Genomic DNA, 14472 nt, shown 5'->3' with positions numbered 1-14472 from the left:
TTTCGGCGGCCGATGAGCGACTGTCACGACGGCTCCGGATGGGCTCAGGCCGGTTTCGGGCGACGGATCAGTTGGTAGGCCTTGCAGCCCAAACACAGCCCGGTGGATGCGTTGAGGGCTGCCACGCCGAACGCGAGAGCGGTGAGGCCGTAGCCAGCGACATCGACGCCGAGTACAAAGGTGGTCAGCGCCAGAGCGGTGAACACGAAGCCGACGAACTGGGCGAATCTCGGCGGCCGAGCATCCTCCAACTCGGCTGGCGCTCCGATCCGCGGCCAGATGACACGGGCGAAGAGCTGCGCCCACAACGACCACTGAAAACTCACGAACGCGGTGAACGCGAACACGGCGACCTGGGAGGCGAGCAGGCCGAGACCCAATGGTCGAACAACGTCAACGATGAGCAGCACGACGGCGAGCACGCTCGCTGTGGCCCCGGCGCTGAATCGCAGGAGGCGCGGATCGACATGGGCACGCAGCGGGCACGCGCCAAAACTGCTGCCGGGCATGTGGTTCTCCAGAACGTGAGATGCCAGCTAGTCCGATCCAAGTCAGGCTACCCGGCCCACACCACCTCAGCCGTGCGTAGCATCAAAGGTCAGCTAGCCGTCGTCTCCGCGTGGAGCGAGGGATCGCTTCAGTCGCGCGTGCTCGGGGCGACCTCGCGCACCATCACGCAGTTGCCCAGGCCCTTGGGCCGGTCGTAGGTGAAGCCCTCGCGCTCGTACATCGTGCGGGTGCCGTTGTAGAGGAACGACGAGTTCTTCTTCCGGACCCCGCCGGTGTCGTGCGGGTAGCCCTCGACGAGGCCGCCGCCGGCCTGCGCGATCAGCTCGACGGCTCCGCGCAGGGCGATCGCCGCCAGGCCGTGACCGCGAAAGCTGCGCTCGACCAGGATGCAGGTGACCCGGTAGTCGGGCAGTCGCTCGGCAGTGGCGACGTACTCCTTGCGGTGCTGGATGTTGGGCAGCTCCTCGGGTGATCCGTACTCCGCCCAGGCGACGGCCCGATCGTCCTCGTAGACCAGCGCCGCGTGCGCGATCCCGTCGGCCACCAGACGTTGCTTGAGCGCCCGGTTCCCCTCGGCGGTCTGGCCCTTCTCCGCGCAGTCGGGATGGAAATGCGTACACCAGCAACTGGCGAACATGCCCTTGTTCCGCTCGACGAGAGCGGCGAAGTCGTCGAACGTCTCTGGCGTGAGCGCCTTGATCCTGAAGTCGGACATGGCGACAACGTACCCCCGATTGCGGACGTTCTGCGTCCGGTAGCGATGGACGAAATCCTGCCCGAACCGGCAGACACTCAGGTCATGCAAGAGGCCGGTCTCCCCGGTGGTTGCCTCCCGGTTTGCCTCCCGAACCGGCGGCTCCGACTCACTCGCCTCCCGCCGGAATGACATCTGAGGGTTCAAGGGCTCGGGGTAACCTCCGAGTTCGACGTGTGCAGGGTCAAAACGGAAGGGGCCGATAGACGTGCGTGAAGCGGATGCCGACATTCCGGTCGTGTCGCTCTCGGATGGCGTGGTCACTCTGCGACCTTGGTCGAGAGATGACGCCGGGTTCATGGCGGAGGCGTTCGCCGATCCAGCGATCCGACGCTACAACGGGCCCCACGACCGACTCGGACGACCGGGTCCGCCGCTCTCGATCGAGGACGCTGAAGCGATCAGCGACGAGTTCACGTCGAGCTGGCAGGCGTTCGGCGCAGCGGAGCCACCATCTGGTGTTGCCTTCGCGATCACCGACTCAGCCTCCGGTGGCCTGGTCGGCTGCTGCGGCGTCGATGAGTGGTCGCAGGGAGACGTAGCGCAGTTCGGCTACTGGATCGGGCCGAGCGCGCGAGGGCGCGGGTACGCGACTCGGGCGGTGGTTCTGCTCACACGGTGGTTGTTCGAGCTCGGCGCAGCTCGTGCCTTCCTGACGGTCGAGGCGGACAATGCAACGTCAGCTGCGGTGGCCCGCCGAGCGGGGTTCGTGCACGAGGGAACGATGCGCGCACACAGCGTGTGGCAGGGCGAGCGCATCGACGTGATGTGGTTCGCAGCGCTGCCACACGAATGGACGATCCACGAGCCAGCCGAACCAACGTGATGTCGTAACGTCGGCGCATGTTCCATCAGGTGAGCACCGGAGTCGTCAACAGCTGCCGAGACCTTGACGTGAGTCCCGCAACATCATCGGCCCAAGCGAGCTACAACTTCGCCCGCGGGACATCGGCGTGACGGCGCCCCAATTGCTCCTTGTCGACCTCGACGCCGCTCTCGTCTCAGCGTGGCGCGATGTCTTCGCCACGCAGATCGACGAGGGCGTGATCGAGGTGCAGCAAGGATCGTTGCTGGACGTGCTGCCGGAAGTCGACGCCGTACTGACGGCAGGGAACAGCTACGGGCAGATGGACGGCGGTGTCGATCGAGCACTCGCTAGCTACTGGCCCGATGTTCAGCGGTCAGTCTGGGCAGCGGTGGCTGACGAGTATCACGGCTACCAACCGGTCGGGGCAGCGAGTGTGGTTCCCACTGGCGGCGCGCCCTGCCGTTGGCTTGTCTACGCACCGACCATGCGCGTGCCGATGCCGCTGACAGGCGGGATGGATATCGCCGTGCATGACGCCTTCTGGGCCGCTCTGTTGGCCGTCGGCCGTCATTCTGCGGCCAACCCGGTCACGAGAGTTGCCGCACCTGGTTTTGGTACGGGATACGGCCGCGTCCCGGCTGGCCGGGCCGCACAACTCATGGCCGCCGCCTACACCATGTCGCGTCTGCCAGCCGCCACGCGCATCTCGCAACGCGAGGAACTGCTTCACCGAGTTGGACCGGAGAATGCCGTCTGAACACTTATTCGGTAGTCATGCGGTGGCGGGGCGCGGTTCACATGGTCGGCCCAGAACCGGCCCGAGGCGATGGACGAACTGCGATGCGACTGCGAAGCATGGCTGCCCTGCTGCAGCCACGGCACCACGCTGCGGTGACCCTCATTCTTTGATCTCTCCAGGCTTACTGACCGTGAGTCCGAGGTCCTTCATCTCCCGTACCGACTTGCCCTTGAGCTTGCGTCCGAGCAGCGGTCGGCCGTCGGAGTGCTGGTAGACGCCGGCCGGCTCCTTGGCCAGTGGCTCCTCCCAGCCGCGGTACAGGGCGAGCAGGCGGAGCGCGAGGCCGATCGCGAAGGAGATCCCGGCCGAGGCCCAGGTCCCCAGTCCCACGGCGTAGCAGACGAGCCAGACGGCGCCGGTGAGGAGCGCGATGGACACGAACCACTCGCCGCGGATGAACTGCTTCGGCGGCACCCCGCTGGTGATGTCGATGTAGAAGCGCCCTGCGGTAGGCCCGATCACCGCAATGGCCAGAATGCCGACGACGGGCAGCCCGGCGGTTACCGCGGCCTGGGCGCCGGCGATCGCGTACCAGGGCAGCGAGAACGAGGTCATGAACTGGAACAGGCCCTCGCGGAACAGCTGCCCTTCGGCGAAGGCGAGTTGGTACCCGATGATCCCTGCGATCAGGCACACGGTGATGTAGGCGGGGTTGGTGAACGCGCCCGGAATCTTGTTCAGGAGCACGTCGCGGGTGATTCCGCCGCCGAGACCGCCGAACAGCGCCATGAGCAGGATCCCGACGATGGTGAAGTTGCGGTAATGATCAGGCCGGCGGGCCAGCAGCGCGCCGTTGAGCGCGTTGGTCGAGGCGGCGATCAGGTCGATCAAGACGAAATTGCCGCTGAATTTCCAGCCGCCGTAGTCGATCCCGGCAGCGAGGACTCCGAGGTCGATGCTCATGGTCTCTACACCTCCATCACGGCGCCGTGCCCCAGCGGGTTGAAGCGCAGGATAAGTCGCTGCGACCCGGGCGCGGCCCACCGCTGGATCGTTTCCTGGCTGGGCCGGCCTTCCGCCCAGGCGAGCAGCAGCGAGGTGCCGGGCGGCACGAACGCGCCCAGCCCCTTCAGCCGCCGGGCGGACAGCCCGCGGCCCGCCCACAGGCCGTACAGGGCCCCGGCGACGACGCCGAACAGGGCCCACAGGATGCCGGTGACCAGCCCGCTGTCGATGGCGCCGAGAACCCCTCCGTCGCCGATGAAGCCGACGATGATCCCCCACACCAGTCCGAAGAGCCCCCAGCTGATCGTGTCGCTTTTCGCGAAGGCGGCTGTCCCGGTGGTGGGATCGATCACCCGGCGCCGGCCGTGCTCGTTCGCCTCGATGACCAGCTCGACCTGCGGCACCTTCTGGTCCTGGTGGCTGGCAGAGCCGGACTTGCCCAGGACCCGCCGCGCCCCTCGCTCACCGGCGAACCGCACCAGCAGCATGCTCAGTTCGGCCGCCTGCTCCGCGGCCACCGTCGGTGCCGAGCTCGCCGGCGCAGCGGAGGTTTCCACCGGGTTCGGCGCGCCGCCGTAGGCCCGCGCGGACAGGTCTGCCCCGATGACCGCCGCGCTCGCGGTCGAGGGCTCGAAGGAGGCGGTGGCCGACAGGACCCGCCGGGGATCGGTCCCCCGGACGAAGGCCAGCACGGCCGAGGAATCGCCCGGCAGGCGGCCGCCGATGCGCGTGAGCTCGTCCTTGGCGAGCAGGTGCTCGGTGTAATAGGCGTACAGGCCACCACAGACGGCGCCGAGCACCGCCCAAACCCCCAGGCCCTCCAAACCCCCGGCGAGCAGGCCGAAGATGCCCCACGTCAGCGCCGACGTCAGGCAGCCGGCCAGTGTCCGGCGCGGGTCATAAACCTGCGCCTTGTGCTTTGCGTCGACCTTGAGAACCACCTGGTCCAGGACGGTGTCTCCGCCACCGACGAGGACCTTGTCCAGCTGCCTGCGGATCTTCGTGGCCCGCTTGGCCCCGGCGAAGCACGCGAGCAGAACGCACACCTCGGCGGCCGCGCTGCCCTCGTCCGATGGCTTCGCAGGGACCGCGCCCGCCGGGCCGCCGCTCATCCGGACTGGTGCTCGATCCCGTGACCGGGGTCGGGAAGCTCGTCATGAGACCTGACCAGCGTGGTGATGTACTGCACGATGGGACCGATCTGCAGGTGTGTCTGCGGAAGCAGCTCACCGGGCTGGGGAGGCACGTACGGGTCGGGCGTGCCCGGCTTGATCGGTGGCTCCACCACCAGTGACTTCAGGAACGCCCCGGCCGCCGCGGCAACCGGGTGCAGCACCCAGGCATGCGGGAAGTCGACCGGATGCTCCTCACGCGGATCCCACTCCAGGTTGTAGAGGATCGGCACGTTGTTCGGGGACCACGTGGAGTAGAAGTCGTCCTGCTTGAAGAGATGAACCTTCCACTGACGCCATTTCGCCGCCTGCAGCCGGTTGCCCTGCAGGCACAGCACCATGTCGCGGCCCGATTCCTCAGCATCACCCAGCAGCAAGCCGGTCATGTCCATGCCATCGATCTGCCGGTCACCCGGCACGGTGCCGCCACCGGCTTTCACCAGCGTCGTGAAGAAGTCCACCTCGTGCACCAGTTCATTGCTGACCCTGCCCGGAGGGACCTTGCCCGGCCACCGCACCATGCACGGCGCCCGGTTGGAACCCTCCAGCGCGGTGAAGAGCCCACCGCGCCACGGTCCCGAGAATCCGCTCCACTGACCGCCGAGCGGATCCGGGTCGGCCACCGGGAGCCGGTAAGTGGTGTCGGCGCCGTTGTCGGAGGCCCACACCACGATCGTGTCCCCGGCGATCCCCAACTCCTCGAGCTTGTCGAGAATCACACCGGTGAAATCGTCCATCTGAGTCAGGATGTCGGCCCAGTTACCCCGCTTGGTCTTACCCGCGTACTCCGGGTCCGGGATCGGCGGGATGTGGACCTGCGTGTAGGGCAGGTAGACGTAGAACGGCTTGTCGGCCTCGTGGGAGCGGGTCATGAAGTCGCAGGCCCAGTCGGTGATCCTGCGGTCGAAGCCGGCCCGGAACTCTGCGTCGTACGTCGAGACGACCTCGGACTTCTCGCCCTTCTTCCGCGAGTAGATCGGCTCCGGTTCCAGCGGGATCTGCGCCTGGCCGGCGTACGGGGTGGCGGTCACCGGGCCGTCCGGGAAGTAGGACTGCATGGTCCACAGCACCTCATCGGCGGTGCGCGGGCTCCATACCGCATCGTCGAACCCGAAGTCCACCGGGCTTCGCGCCTCGGGGTCGCTGCCCAGGTGCCACTTGCCCCACATCCCCGTGGCGTACCCGGCGTCGGACAGCGCCTGGGCAATCGTGACCTCCCACCGCGTCATCCCGTCAGGCCCGCCGCTGAGATCCACCGTCTGGGTGCCTGAGCGGATCGCATGCCGCCCGGTCAGCAAGGCAGACCGGCTCGGCGTGCACTGCGCCTCGACGTTGAAGTTCAACAACTTCAGACCCTCACCGGCCAGGGCATCGATCCGCGGAGTCGGCGCGCCACGCAGCACACCACCGCCATAACAACCCAGCTCGCCCCACCCGAAGTTGTCCCAGAAGAAGAACACGATGTTCGGCTGCTGATCGCTCATGCCTTACCTCCCCCGCCCCCGGGCATCTCCCGCAAGCCAGATCAGGAAGCGCGGAATCGAGCGGTGCGGCATGCCCAGGTTCACATCGCCGGTGACGTCTGCCGCGCTGCTCCTCCCCATCGAGCAGTGCTCCCCCACTCAACCTAGAGCGCGGCCAGCCGAGGGCTCATCACCCCGTCCGGATGATCCGGTGCGGCCAAACCAGTGTCGTCACAGTGAAGCGGGCACGGACCGTGACATGGGGTTCTTGGTGCGATCAACAGGCCACATGAGTACCAACACCACAGAGGCCTACCGGCACGGGCTGCGGCCGGTGATGACAAGAGGGGCCGCGACGACGGATCAGATCTTCGAGCAGATGGGCGACCACACGAAGGACCTGGAGTCCTAGCCGCCCGGGTCAAACGTCAGAGGCCCTTTCCCAGACGGGAAAGGGCCTCTGACCTGCGGTGGAGCTTAGGGGATTCGAACCCCTGACCTCTTCCATGCCATTCACACCCGGGCACCAGACGACGGTCGTTGTGCAACTCGCCGCAGTCCTTGAACGTCCGTGGTTGTCCGGCTCGCCCCGGCCCCGTTGTCACTCAGTTAGTCACTCAGCACTCAACCCACGATCCGCGCCTGGCAGCGCCGCGCTGGTGCTAGTACGACGTCCGGGATTGGTTCAGCGACGCCCCTTCGGCACCTCAATCAACCATCGCACCGCGCGGTCTGATGTCTCCAGGTCAACGATGCGACCCAGCGCTCGCTTCGTCAGGAGTGTCTCCAGGTCGCTTTCGTACCTCGCTATGACGTCGGCGGTCTCCGAGAGACTGAGGCCCGGTGGCAGCTCACGGGTGATGACGAAACAGTCCGCCTGGTCCTCCACGTAGGGCATCGGGTTCTCGATCAGAGGTCCTAACGGAGCCGCGCGCAGCTCACCTCCCGCGCCGACGGGTACCAGCGGCCCGAGCCCCTTCCGCTCCCCGGCAAACTCAAGGGGTTCCAGCACGACCGGCTTCAGGTACTCACGGATCTCGGGGACAGTCGCGTTCGCAAGCTCCGGCCAGACCACCGAATACTCCGCATCAAGCAGCCGGCCGATCTCGGCCACGGACCGGCGCTGACGTCCCGTGATACGAGCCTCCGGTCAGTTGGAACCATCGAATCGTCATCGGCAAACTCTCCCAGCGACCTGGCGGGCACACACCGTATCGCGCCTCATAAGTCGCGACCATGTCATTCTCCCAATCCAGCGCCCTCGCTCAGTCACCGAAGAGCAGCGTCGGTCGCGCCTCACGCTTCGGCTCCCTGAGTGAAGATGCGGGATACACACGGGCGGTACCAGCCAAGCAACTCGCCAACTTCGCGGGCGTCACAGATCGGTTACTCGTGCTCCTCGCTGTCGACACCCAGAATCAGCCCAGCGATCTCAGCTGCGATCTCGGTCACCGTGTATTGAGCTGTACTCCGCGCGATCTTGTCAACGAGCGATGGGGCTTCGGCCATGATCTCGTCTTTCGTAATCTCGTGCCAGATGGGCAGCATCTGCTGCTCACCGGAAACGGACCGACTCACGATGCCATCGAGCTCGTATTGTGGCCAGCCCTTCGCGAAGAAGCTGCGCGACATGACCACGATCGCGAACCTGCTCCGAGCCAGGCCTGAGTCGATCTTGCGACGGAGACTGTCACCGATTCCCAGTTCGTAGTCATCGAGCCACACCGAAACCCCTGCCTCGCGAAGTGCGTCGGCCAGAGGGCGAGCGACGGCGGCTTTGTCCTCGCTGGCATGCGAGATGAACACGTCACGCACCTCACCATCGACACCAAGTGTCGGCGGATCATTCATGACAATCTCGCCAAGCGCGCCCCCAGACAGCCCTTGACGTGCGGTAGGTAACGCTCCGGGCAGTACTCGAACAGCCGAACGTGTCGTTCCGCGTAGTCCGTTCATGTCCACCGTCACGTACCAATGCCCACTGTTGGGAATCGACATCCGATAGGGAGAGCGCTTGACGAGACCGCCGACATAGCGATGACGCCGCCCGTTCTTGTAGGCGTTGAAATTGCTCTGATTCATCAGCCGGACATTTGCAGCGCTACCTGACAGCGTGACTTCGACAATCTCGCCGCGCTGTCGATTCTTCAAGTCGTAGACGTTGAACTGGCCCTCGCTTGCCATTAACTATCCTTCCTCGTCTGCCTTCCGCAGCTTCTCGGCAAGAGCATCAGTCTCCTCCACCGAGAGCTCCGGCACGTCGCCCCACTCTGTTCGCCCACCAGGCAGCGTTCCAGCCACGTGGAAGTGAACGTGACTGATTGACTGTCCAGCAGGTACGCCGTTGTTCTGCCAGACGGCGATGCCCGGTCGACCCTCTGCTCGATCGATGATGCGTGCTGCCTCTCGAACGGCAACCATCAGCGCACCCGACTCCTCGTCATCAAGATCAAGGATCGTCTCAACGTGGCGCACCGGGATGACGAGCAGGTGCGCAACGCCCCGCTGCTCCCGAGTCACCAACGTTGCCGTCACATCGCCGCGACTCAACATGGTGTAGGGACGCGTTCCATTGAGGTAAGCACAGAACGCACAAGAGACGTCATCCGGGAGTTGGATCGAGTCCGCCATCACGAACCTCTCAGCGACATTAGGAACGCCTGGATCTCCAGGCGGTCAAGCCGGTCATACTGCGCCGGCTGTACGACGATCTTGAGCTCATCGCACACCCGCTCTCGGCGACAGGCGAACATGAACGACAGAATGATGAACCGGATTGAGTCCTGTGCGGGAAGGATCTGCGACAGCCGCGCCAAGCCACCACCAAGTACCGGGACGGCAACTGTTCCACCGTTGGCGTGATCAGTCACCTCCCGCCACAGTCGATCGAGCCCTCGCCAGACGTTCTCAATCGAACTTCGGGCTACGTTCTTGCTGTCCATCTCCGAGTACGCCACGCAGAAGAAGCATCGAGTGGGGTGCTCCAGCACGGCGACGGTACCTACCTCGTAGACCTTCGTCTTGCCGGGCTTCGAGATGACACTGATCGGCGTTGTACTGCTGAGCGCCTGGTCGAGGTCCGCATCCAGCCGCCTCACGTCCCCGCCGTAGACCCGATCAACCAACTGCCCCTGAAGGCTCTTACGCTCGATGATTCGCGGCGTCTCGGTGTCAAAGGTCGTTTGCATGCCGATCACCAGGTGGTCCGCATCTTGCTTCAGGATGTCACCGCGCACAAGCGTGATCTTCACGTTCGGCGTCTCGTACTGCTGCTCGATCGGCCGCGGCCATGAACGCCAGGCCGCATAAACCAGCGCAAGCACGATCGTGCCGACAGTCAGCCACGTCCCGGCACCTTCGGCGATGTCAGGGAAGAAGACATCAAGAAGACCCGCTAAGAGCGCGACCAGTCCGATCGCAGACAGAGTATGGATCGCGTAGTGCCGCCAAAAGCGCTGACGCTTTAGATCATGGAGCAGCGCCTGACTCATAGCCCCAGATCCGTATAGACGTAAGGCTTGTATTGATATGGTCCAACTTTGTCAGTGCCGGCAAAGTTAGCGGCGTAATCATCAAGTGCATACTTGATGATCGCAGTCTGGAACGAAACCGACATCGTATAATAGTCGGAATCGAGCAATGGGGTCGGAATCACAGTTCTATCGATCTTTCGGCCTTGGTCGAGGTTCGCCACCACGACAGGAAGACCGAGGTTGACCATCGTCTTGACTTCATAAGCAAGGAACGATCTACCGTCCCCGCCCTTCTTCTTAGCCGAATCACTACCTAGCAGGACAAATTGCTTGGCGTTCTTCATCCGCTCGCGGAGTTGCGCTTTAATGGATTCGTCCAAACTTGTATCGCGAGCGGGAAACAGATCATGCGCGTCATAAAAGTTGAAATCGATGTTCTTGTTGTCGCGCCATGCCTCCATCAGCCGGTAGAACTTGATGTCTTCGCTGGCGAAGGCGACGTATGTCTTGTTGCGGTAACTCACGGGAAATTCCCCTACTAGTGTTGTATTTATTTTACCATTCCGTGATATGGAAATGGTGAAGAACATTTCCACCCCTTGCAGAGAGGACTATGCCTGTTTCACGCTCCGTTGCCCCGATCTGCTTCCATAGGCCGGACCTTCGTAGAGGCGCACGCTCATGCCGACAGTCTCGTCATCGCTGCTCCGTTGCGGCGTCAGACATGCCGGTGGCCAGGATCTGAACTTGCGCCGCCCCCGTTCTGTACCGGGTCGAAGACGTGGTGACCATCCTCAACCTGAGTAGGAGTGTGGTGTACGAGCTGATCCGTTCCGGCCGGTTGAAGACGGTCAAGGAGGGACGTTCCCGGCGTTTCCCGGCGCTGGCAGTGTCGGAGTACGTCGCCCTGCTGATGGACGAGGCGGGGGTGATCAGCAGTGAGCAAGCGGCGTAGTCGCGGAGACGGTGGCCTGCACGGGGATGCCAAGCGCGAAAGGTGGACCGCAACCGCAACGGTGGGATTCACACCGGCCGGGAAGCGGATCACGAAGAAGGCCAGCGGCAAGACCAAGACCGAGGCGAAGAACAAGCTGAAGGAGGTTCTGCGCGACCTGGACGACGGTCTTGGGGTCGGGCAGCACGGCTACACGGTCGCGGATGCGACGGCGGCGTGGCTCAAGACGGGACTGCCGAACCGCGACAAACACACCGTGGAGAACTGCACGAGCCTGGCGAACACCCACATCGTGCCCAAGCTAGGGAAGCGTCGGCTGCGCGAACTGACGGCCGACGAGGTTGACGACTGGCTAGCGGACCGGAGCCAGCTCGTGGCGCGGTCGACGCTCATCAAGCTGCTGTCGATCTTGCGACGCGTCATCAGGCGCGCGCAGGCTCGGGATCTGGTCAAGCGCAACGTCGCGCTGCTGGCCGCCCGTCGAAATCGCTCACGCTTGAGCAGGCGTCACGGCTGCTCGACATTGCGACAGCGACCCGGATGCACGCCTACATCGTGCTGTCTCTGCTGACTGGAGCCCGAACGGAGGAGATGCGCGCCCTCACCTGGGATCACGTGGACTTGAAGGGAGCGCCGTACGACGATCCACCCCGGCCGCCGTCGATCGAGGTATGGCGGTCGGTGCGCGAATGCGGCGACACGAAGACGCGCAAGTCTCGCCGAACCCTCCGCCTGCCGGAACGATGCGTTGACGCGCTGACCGACCACCTGGCACACCAGGAGATCGCAAGGACCACCGCTGGGGATCGGTGGAGGCATCACAACCTGGTGTTCTGCACATCGATCGGCACGGAGCTGGACGCCGCCAACGTCCGGCGTGCCTTCCGCCGCGTGGTCGATCTGACACCTGGGCTGAACGCTGCGGACTGGACGCCTCGGGAGCTGCGACACAGCTTCGTGTCGTTGCTCAGTGCCAAGGGTGTGAGCATCGAACAGATCTCGCAGTTGGTCGGGCACAAGAGCACGCAAGTGACCGAGACGGTCTACCGTCACGAGCTCCGACCGGTCCTCACCGAGGGGGCCGAGGCGATGAACGAAATCCTGCCCCGAAACCGGTAGTCACCCAGTTAGTCACTCAGGTCATGCAAGAGGCCGGTCTGCCCGAGGGGAAACCGGCCTCTGACCTGCGTGGAGCTTAGGGGATTCGAACCCCTGACCTCTTCCATGCCATGGAAGCGCGCTACCAACTGCGCCAAAGCCCCGCGGTGTCTTGCGACTCCGGAAGTTTAGCGGATGGGTGGTCGAGAAGAAAAATCGGATACGAGGCGTACATGCAGGTGATGTCGCAGGCACCCGTGAGCTCCGGAACTGGGGAGTTCTGCTGGCTGATTTGGGGGAGGTGGCGCTCCCCGGTCTCGCTCAGGCTCCGGCGGACGACCCCGACGCCGGCCGATCGCTCCGGGTGAACGATCCTCTCCTCGGCCATGGACGACACCGATGTGGTGGCGACTCCTCACCCAGTTCACCCGCCGAGGGCGGTACGCCGGACAGCGCTCCGCGGCACCGCCGAAGGCGGCCGGCAAGACAGCCGCCGCGGAGCGGTGTCCTGAGAACTCAGCGTTGGGGGTCGTCGCTCATGACTGGTTCGGGGAGGGAGCCGGCGTTCCATTCTTCGATGCGCCAGCCGTTGTTGCGGCTCGGCAGAAGCGAGATCCAGTTGCAGTTGGCGAGGCCACCGAACGCCGACCAGTGCGCCTGTGGGATGCCGAGGAACTGGCAGATGCCGACGCGGGCGGCGAAGCCGTGGGTGGTGATGACGATGGTGTCTTCCGAGGTGCCTTCGGCGGAGATCCTGGTCAGGGCGGCGGAGAAGCGGTCGGCGACTTCTTCGGTGGTTTCGCCGGCGGTGCCGCGGCGCTGGGTTTGGCCGGCGCGGACGCGGGCGAGGGCTTCGGGTTGGGTGGCGGCGATCTCGGCCGAGGTTTTGCCGGCCCAGTCGTCGACGTGGATCTCGCGCAGGGCTTCGTCGTACTCGATTTTGAGGCCGGTCAGCGCTGCCAGTGCGCCGGCGGTGGCGGCGGCGCGCTGGAGGTCGCTGGCGAAGAGCCGGGTCGGTGCGAGGGAGGCGAGCCGTGCGGCTGCCACGCGGGCCTGTTCGATGCCGACCTCATCGAGAGGGATGTCGGCCTGGCCTTGCATCTTGTCCTGCAGGTTCCACTCGGTCCGGCCGTGCCGCCAGACGATCAGTCGCCCCGCGCTCATTCAGCCGAAGGGATCGGAGAGGGCAGCGGGATGGCGGGGCAGTCGCGCCAGAGACGCTCGAGGGAGTAGAAGCTGCGCTCTTCGTCGTGCTGGACGTGGATGACGATCTCGAGGTAGTCGAGCAGCACCCAGCGGCCTTCCCGGGCGCCTTCGCGGCGGACCGGCTTGGCGTCGAAGTCGACCCGCAGCTTCTCCTCGACCGCGTCGACGATGGCCCGCACCTGGCGGTCGTTGGACGCGGACGCGACCAGGAACGCGTCGGTGATGGCGAGTTGTTCCGACACGTCGAAGGCGAGGACGTTCTCGGCCTTCTTGTCGTGGGCGGCCTCGGCGGCCGCGGTGAGCAGCTCGATGGCACGATCGCTTGCTGGCATAGGTTCCTTCTAACGGTTGGTGTAGAGCTCGCGCTTGGCGATGTACTGGACGATGCCGTCCGGGACGAGGTACCAGGTCGGGTTGCCCTTGGCGACCCGGGCCCGGCATTCGGTCGAGGAGATCGCCAGCGCCGGCACCTCGAGCAGTGTGATCCGATCCATCGGGAGCTTGTCCAGGGGCAGCTCGAGGCCTTCGGTCCCGGGCCGGGTGCAGCCGACGAACTGCGCCAGCTTGAACATCTCGTCCACGTCGCGCCAGGTGAGGATCTGGGCGAGCGCGTCGGCACCGGTGATGAAGAACAGCTCCGCGTCCGGGTACAGCGCCGACAGGTCCCGCAGGGTGTCGATCGTGTACGTCGGCCCGGGCCGGTCGATGTCGACCCGGCTGACAGAGAAGCGCGGGTTGGACGCCGTCGCGATGACCGTCATCAGGTACCGGTCCTCGGCCGGGGAGACCGCCCGGTCGGTCTTCTGCCACGGCTGGCCGGTCGGGACGAAGATCACCTCGTCCAGGTCGAAGTACGCCTGCACCTCGCTGGCCGCGACCAGGTGGCCATGATGGATCGGGTCGAACGTGCCACCCATCACGCCCAGGCGACGGACCCGCTCGACGGAAGCCATATCAGCCAGTTCTCAGCCGCTCAGGAGTGCGGCCGGCCCTTGCCCATGATGACGGTGACGAGGAGCAGCAGGACCAGTACGAACAGGGCAAACCCGCCGTACCACCACTCCGAGATGTGCTTGGCCTCGGAGCCGGCCTCTTCGACGGCCGCCAGCAGCGGCAGGATGTGCGATTGCATGCCCCAGAGCCTATCTCGTGGCCGGACACAGAAGCGCGACCGGTGGCCTCATGGGCCGGCCGGGGGCCCGGAGGGACTAAAGCGCGGCGAGCCCCACCCCGAGGCCGGGGCCGATGAGTGGGTTCGCGCCGGCACCCCCGCCCCCCAGAAGGGAAGA

Annotated in this window: 20 protein-coding genes and 1 tRNA gene; 6 read left to right on the top strand and 15 right to left on the bottom strand. The window is 65.1% G+C overall.

Annotation, left to right across the window (positions count from 1 at the left end; all coding sequences use genetic code 11):
- Positions 1-44: 44 nt before the first annotated feature.
- Positions 45-509 carry a DUF4395 domain-containing protein gene (locus AB0I34_RS20515; protein ID WP_360447109.1) on the bottom strand — a complete coding sequence of 155 codons (465 nt, stop codon included), beginning with the start codon at positions 507-509 and terminating at the stop codon, positions 45-47.
- Positions 510-637: 128 nt separating this feature from the next.
- Positions 638-1225, bottom strand: a complete 588-nt coding sequence (locus tag AB0I34_RS20510; protein WP_360447107.1) for a GNAT family N-acetyltransferase — start codon at positions 1223-1225, stop codon at positions 638-640.
- Between the two features lie 247 nt (positions 1226-1472).
- Between AB0I34_RS20510 and AB0I34_RS20505 the strand changes: the two genes are divergently transcribed.
- On the top strand, positions 1473-2090 hold the full coding sequence (locus AB0I34_RS20505; RefSeq protein ID WP_360447105.1) for a GNAT family N-acetyltransferase: 618 nt from the start codon (positions 1473-1475) through the stop codon (positions 2088-2090).
- A 127-nt stretch (positions 2091-2217) separates the two neighbouring features.
- Positions 2218-2829 (top strand): macro domain-containing protein, encoded by a 612-nt coding sequence (locus AB0I34_RS20500; RefSeq protein WP_360447103.1) that lies wholly within the window; start codon positions 2218-2220, stop codon positions 2827-2829.
- Positions 2830-2970: 141 nt separating this feature from the next.
- On the opposite strand, the gene AB0I34_RS20495 is transcribed toward AB0I34_RS20500, so the two are convergent.
- Genes AB0I34_RS20495 through AB0I34_RS20485 form a run of 3 tightly spaced genes read right to left on the bottom strand, consistent with a single transcriptional unit; the run spans position 2971 to position 6472 of the window.
- Positions 2971-3774, bottom strand: coding sequence for a TRIC cation channel family protein (locus tag AB0I34_RS20495; protein ID WP_360447101.1), 804 nt, complete (start codon positions 3772-3774; stop codon positions 2971-2973).
- Between the two features lie 5 nt (positions 3775-3779).
- Positions 3780-4928 carry a hypothetical protein gene (locus tag AB0I34_RS20490; RefSeq protein WP_360447099.1) on the bottom strand — a complete coding sequence of 383 codons (1149 nt, stop codon included), beginning with the start codon at positions 4926-4928 and terminating at the stop codon, positions 3780-3782.
- On the bottom strand, positions 4925-6472 hold the full coding sequence (locus AB0I34_RS20485; RefSeq protein ID WP_360447097.1) for a sulfatase-like hydrolase/transferase: 1548 nt from the start codon (positions 6470-6472) through the stop codon (positions 4925-4927). Before AB0I34_RS20485 ends, AB0I34_RS20490 begins: the two co-directional genes overlap by 4 nt.
- A gap of 268 nt (positions 6473-6740) precedes the next feature.
- Here AB0I34_RS20485 and AB0I34_RS20480 point away from each other — a divergent pair, with 268 nt between their 5' ends.
- Positions 6741-6863 (top strand): hypothetical protein, encoded by a 123-nt coding sequence (locus AB0I34_RS20480; protein ID WP_360447095.1) that lies wholly within the window; start codon positions 6741-6743, stop codon positions 6861-6863.
- 273 nt (positions 6864-7136) lie between these two features.
- Here the strand turns inward: AB0I34_RS20480 and AB0I34_RS20475 are convergent, their stop codons facing one another.
- The 5 genes from AB0I34_RS20475 to AB0I34_RS20455 all read right to left on the bottom strand — a co-directional run bounded on the left by AB0I34_RS20475 (position 7137) and on the right by AB0I34_RS20455 (position 10448).
- The gene (locus tag AB0I34_RS20475) at positions 7137-7565 is read right to left on the bottom strand and encodes a hypothetical protein (RefSeq protein WP_360447093.1); all 429 of its coding nucleotides are present in this window, start codon (positions 7563-7565) and stop codon (positions 7137-7139) included.
- 272 nt (positions 7566-7837) lie between these two features.
- Positions 7838-8635, bottom strand: coding sequence for a DUF1883 domain-containing protein (locus tag AB0I34_RS20470; RefSeq protein WP_360447091.1), 798 nt, complete (start codon positions 8633-8635; stop codon positions 7838-7840).
- A gap of 3 nt (positions 8636-8638) precedes the next feature.
- Positions 8639-9082 carry an HIT family protein gene (locus AB0I34_RS20465; protein WP_360447089.1) on the bottom strand — a complete coding sequence of 148 codons (444 nt, stop codon included), beginning with the start codon at positions 9080-9082 and terminating at the stop codon, positions 8639-8641.
- Positions 9082-9942 (bottom strand): macro domain-containing protein, encoded by an 861-nt coding sequence (locus AB0I34_RS20460; protein WP_360447087.1) that lies wholly within the window; start codon positions 9940-9942, stop codon positions 9082-9084. The genes AB0I34_RS20465 and AB0I34_RS20460 overlap by 1 nt, the downstream gene beginning before the upstream one ends.
- A complete protein-coding gene (locus tag AB0I34_RS20455; RefSeq protein ID WP_360447085.1) occupies positions 9939-10448 on the bottom strand; it encodes a TIR domain-containing protein in 510 nt (169 codons plus the stop codon). Before AB0I34_RS20455 ends, AB0I34_RS20460 begins: the two co-directional genes overlap by 4 nt.
- Before the next feature lie 239 nt (positions 10449-10687).
- On the opposite strand from AB0I34_RS20455, the gene AB0I34_RS20450 reads away from it, so the two are divergent.
- The 3 genes from AB0I34_RS20450 to AB0I34_RS20440 are packed head-to-tail and all read left to right on the top strand — an operon-like array spanning position 10688 to position 11998.
- Positions 10688-10879: a helix-turn-helix domain-containing protein gene (locus AB0I34_RS20450; protein WP_360447383.1), complete on the top strand. Its 192-nt coding sequence runs from the start codon at positions 10688-10690 to the stop codon at positions 10877-10879.
- Positions 10863-11450, top strand: coding sequence for an Arm DNA-binding domain-containing protein (locus AB0I34_RS20445; protein WP_360447083.1), 588 nt, complete (start codon positions 10863-10865; stop codon positions 11448-11450). Before AB0I34_RS20450 ends, AB0I34_RS20445 begins: the two co-directional genes overlap by 17 nt.
- Positions 11420-11998 carry a site-specific integrase gene (locus AB0I34_RS20440; RefSeq protein ID WP_360447081.1) on the top strand — a complete coding sequence of 193 codons (579 nt, stop codon included), beginning with the start codon at positions 11420-11422 and terminating at the stop codon, positions 11996-11998. Before AB0I34_RS20445 ends, AB0I34_RS20440 begins: the two co-directional genes overlap by 31 nt.
- Before the next feature lie 70 nt (positions 11999-12068).
- Here AB0I34_RS20440 and AB0I34_RS20435 read toward each other — a convergent pair.
- The 5 genes from AB0I34_RS20435 to AB0I34_RS20415 all read right to left on the bottom strand — a co-directional run bounded on the left by AB0I34_RS20435 (position 12069) and on the right by AB0I34_RS20415 (position 14315).
- Positions 12069-12141: transfer RNA gene (locus AB0I34_RS20435), tRNA-Ala, on the bottom strand.
- 352 nt (positions 12142-12493) lie between these two features.
- Positions 12494-13141, bottom strand: a complete 648-nt coding sequence (locus AB0I34_RS20430) for a histidine phosphatase family protein (RefSeq protein WP_360447079.1) — start codon at positions 13139-13141, stop codon at positions 12494-12496.
- Complete coding sequence (gene rsfS, locus AB0I34_RS20425; protein WP_131349814.1) at positions 13138-13515, bottom strand: ribosome silencing factor; 378 nt, start codon at positions 13513-13515, stop codon at positions 13138-13140. Before rsfS ends, AB0I34_RS20430 begins: the two co-directional genes overlap by 4 nt.
- Before the next feature lie 9 nt (positions 13516-13524).
- On the bottom strand, positions 13525-14136 hold the full coding sequence (gene nadD, locus AB0I34_RS20420; RefSeq protein WP_131349812.1) for a nicotinate-nucleotide adenylyltransferase: 612 nt from the start codon (positions 14134-14136) through the stop codon (positions 13525-13527).
- A gap of 20 nt (positions 14137-14156) precedes the next feature.
- Positions 14157-14315 carry a hypothetical protein gene (locus AB0I34_RS20415; protein WP_165553658.1) on the bottom strand — a complete coding sequence of 53 codons (159 nt, stop codon included), beginning with the start codon at positions 14313-14315 and terminating at the stop codon, positions 14157-14159.
- Positions 14316-14472 lie beyond the last annotated feature (157 nt).

It is taken from the genome of Kribbella sp. NPDC050281 (assembly GCF_040655855.1).
Lineage (GTDB): Bacteria > Actinomycetota > Actinomycetes > Propionibacteriales > Kribbellaceae > Kribbella.
The sequence above is the reverse complement of the archived record's forward strand: the minus strand, read 5'-3'. Positions and strand labels throughout refer to the sequence as shown.

What these genes read in the sequence shown, in the direction of transcription:
- AB0I34_RS20485 (WP_360447097.1), bottom strand. Translation starts at nt 6,472, where the DNA reads ATGAGCGATCAGCAGCCGAACATCGTGTTCTTCTTCTGGGACAACTTC.
- AB0I34_RS20440 (WP_360447081.1), top strand. Translation starts at nt 11,420, where the DNA reads ATGCACGCCTACATCGTGCTGTCTCTGCTGACTGGAGCCCGAACGGAG.
- AB0I34_RS20490 (WP_360447099.1), bottom strand. Translation starts at nt 4,928, where the DNA reads ATGAGCGGCGGCCCGGCGGGCGCGGTCCCTGCGAAGCCATCGGACGAG.
- AB0I34_RS20415 (WP_165553658.1), bottom strand. Translation starts at nt 14,315, where the DNA reads ATGCAATCGCACATCCTGCCGCTGCTGGCGGCCGTCGAAGAGGCCGGC.
- AB0I34_RS20465 (WP_360447089.1), bottom strand. Translation starts at nt 9,082, where the DNA reads ATGGCGGACTCGATCCAACTCCCGGATGACGTCTCTTGTGCGTTCTGT.
- AB0I34_RS20515 (WP_360447109.1), bottom strand. Translation starts at nt 509, where the DNA reads ATGCCCGGCAGCAGTTTTGGCGCGTGCCCGCTGCGTGCCCATGTCGAT.
- AB0I34_RS20460 (WP_360447087.1), bottom strand. Translation starts at nt 9,942, where the DNA reads ATGAGTCAGGCGCTGCTCCATGATCTAAAGCGTCAGCGCTTTTGGCGG.
- AB0I34_RS20510 (WP_360447107.1), bottom strand. Translation starts at nt 1,225, where the DNA reads ATGTCCGACTTCAGGATCAAGGCGCTCACGCCAGAGACGTTCGACGAC.
- nadD (WP_131349812.1), bottom strand. Translation starts at nt 14,136, where the DNA reads ATGGCTTCCGTCGAGCGGGTCCGTCGCCTGGGCGTGATGGGTGGCACG.
- rsfS (WP_131349814.1), bottom strand. Translation starts at nt 13,515, where the DNA reads ATGCCAGCAAGCGATCGTGCCATCGAGCTGCTCACCGCGGCCGCCGAG.
- AB0I34_RS20495 (WP_360447101.1), bottom strand. Translation starts at nt 3,774, where the DNA reads ATGAGCATCGACCTCGGAGTCCTCGCTGCCGGGATCGACTACGGCGGC.
- AB0I34_RS20470 (WP_360447091.1), bottom strand. Translation starts at nt 8,635, where the DNA reads ATGGCAAGCGAGGGCCAGTTCAACGTCTACGACTTGAAGAATCGACAG.
- AB0I34_RS20430 (WP_360447079.1), bottom strand. Translation starts at nt 13,141, where the DNA reads ATGAGCGCGGGGCGACTGATCGTCTGGCGGCACGGCCGGACCGAGTGG.
- AB0I34_RS20480 (WP_360447095.1), top strand. Translation starts at nt 6,741, where the DNA reads ATGAGTACCAACACCACAGAGGCCTACCGGCACGGGCTGCGGCCGGTG.